1 rRNA gene is annotated in these 2,250 nt (G+C 51.0%); it reads right to left on the bottom strand.

Annotation, left to right across the window (positions count from 1 at the left end):
- Positions 1–2,250, bottom strand: a 23S ribosomal RNA gene (locus tag FTU34_RS17600); the annotation flags it as partial.

Here is a 2,250-nt window from a genome sequence, read left to right as displayed (position 1 = left end):
ACATAAAGTCCAAGGGAAATCTTATCTTGAGGTAGGCTTCCCGCTTAGATGCTTTCAGCGGTTATCCCTTCCGAACATAGCTACCCGGCGATGCGACTGGCGTCACAACCGGTACACCAGAGGTTCGTCCACTCTGGTCCTCTCGTACTAGGAGCAGATCCTCTCAAATTTCCAGCGCCCACGGTAGATAGGGACCGAACTGTCTCACGACGTTCTAAACCCAGCTCGCGTACCTCTTTAAATGGCGAACAGCCATACCCTTGGGACCTGCTTCAGCCCCAGGATGAGATGAGCCGACATCGAGGTGCCAAACACCGCCGTCGATATGAACTCTTGGGCGGTATCAGCCTGTTATCCCCAGAGTACCTTTTATCCGTTGAGCGATGGCCCTTCCATACAGAACCACCGGATCACTAAGACCTACTTTCGTACCTGCTCGACTTGTGGGTCTCGCAGTTAAGCGCGCTTTTGCCTTTATACTCTACGCGTGATTTCCGACCACGCTGAGCGCACCTTCGTACTCCTCCGTTACTCTTTAGGAGGAGACCGCCCCAGTCAAACTACCCACCAGACATGGTCCTCGCTCCAGATCATGGAGCAGAGTTAGAACCTCAATATTACCAGGGTGGTATTTCAAGATTGGCTCCACCGAAACTAGCGTCTCGGTTTCAAAGCCTCCCACCTATCCTACACAAGTAAGATCAAAGTTCAATGTCAAGCTGCAGTAAAGGTTCACGGGGTCTTTCCGTCTAGCCGCGGGTACACCGCATCTTCACGGCGATTTCGATTTCACTGAGCCTCTGCTGGAGACAGCGCCCCCATCATTATGCCATTCGTGCAGGTCGGAACTTACCCGACAAGGAATTTCGCTACCTTAGGACCGTTATAGTTACGGCCGCCGTTTACTGGGGCTTCGATCAAGAGCTTCGCTTACGCTAACCCCATCAATTAACCTTCCAGCACCGGGCAGGCATCACACCCTATACGTCCACTTTCGTGTTTGCAGAGTGCTATGTTTTTAATAAACAGTTGCAGGGGCCTGGTTTCTGTGGCTGCTCTCAGCTCAGGAAGCAAGTTCCATCACCAAAAGCAGCGTACCTTCTCCCGAAGTTACGGTACCATTTTGCCTAGTTCCTTCAGCAGAGTTCTCTCAAGCGCTTTGGTCTACTCGACCTGACCACCTGTGTCGGTTTCGGGTACGATTCCAGTGTAACTGAAGCTTAGAGACTTTTCCTGGAAGTATGGTATCAGCCACTTCACTGTACAAGTACAGCTTGCTGTCAGATCTCAGCATAGAGTACCCCGGATTTGCCTAAGATACATGCCTACTTCCTTTCACCTGGACAACCAACGCCAGGCTGACTTAACCTTCTCCGTCCTCTCATCGCATTACACTGAAGTATTGGAATATTAACCAATTTCCCATCGACTACGCCTCTCGGCCTCGCCTTAGGGGTCGACTCACCCAGCCCCGATTAACGTTGGACTGGAACCCTTGGTCTTTCAGCGAACGGGTTTTTCACCCGTTTTGTCGTTACTCACGTCAGCATTCGCACTTCTGATACCTCCAGCAGACTTCTCAATCCACCTTCATCGGCTTACAGAACGCTCCCCTACCACTTACACTTATGTGTAAATCCGCAGCTTCGGCATATAGTTTTAGCCCCGTTACATCTTCCGCGCAGGCCGACTCGACTAGTGAGCTATTACGCTTTCTTTAAAGGGTGGCTGCTTCTAAGCCAACCTCCTAGCTGTCTATGCCTTCCCACATCGTTTCCCACTTAACTATAATTTTGGGGCCTTAGCTGGCGGTCTGGATTGTTTTCCTCTTGACTACGGACGTTAGCACCCGCAGTCTGTCTCCCGGATAGTACTCATTGGTATTCGGAGTTTGCATCGGTTTGGTAAGTCGGGATGACCCCCTAGCCGAAACAGTGCTCTACCCCCAATGGTATTCGTCCGAGGCGCTACCTAAATAGCTTTCGGGGAGAACCAGCTATCACCGAGTTTGATTAGCCTTTCACCCCTATCCACAAGTCATCCCCTGGCTTTTCAACGACAGTGGGTTCGGTCCTCCAGTTAGTGTTACCCAACCTTCAACCTGCTCATGGATAGATCACCCGGTTTCGGGTCTACACCCAGCAACTAAACGCCCTATTAAGACTCGATTTCTCTACGGCTCCCCTAATCGGTTAACCTTGCTACTGAATGTAAGTCGCTGACCCATTATACAAAAGGTACGCAGTCACC

The organism is Acinetobacter sp. YH12094 (assembly GCF_013419295.1).
GTDB lineage: Bacteria > Pseudomonadota > Gammaproteobacteria > Pseudomonadales > Moraxellaceae > Acinetobacter > Acinetobacter amyesii.
The sequence above is the reverse complement of the archived record's forward strand: the minus strand, read 5'-3'. Positions and strand labels throughout refer to the sequence as shown.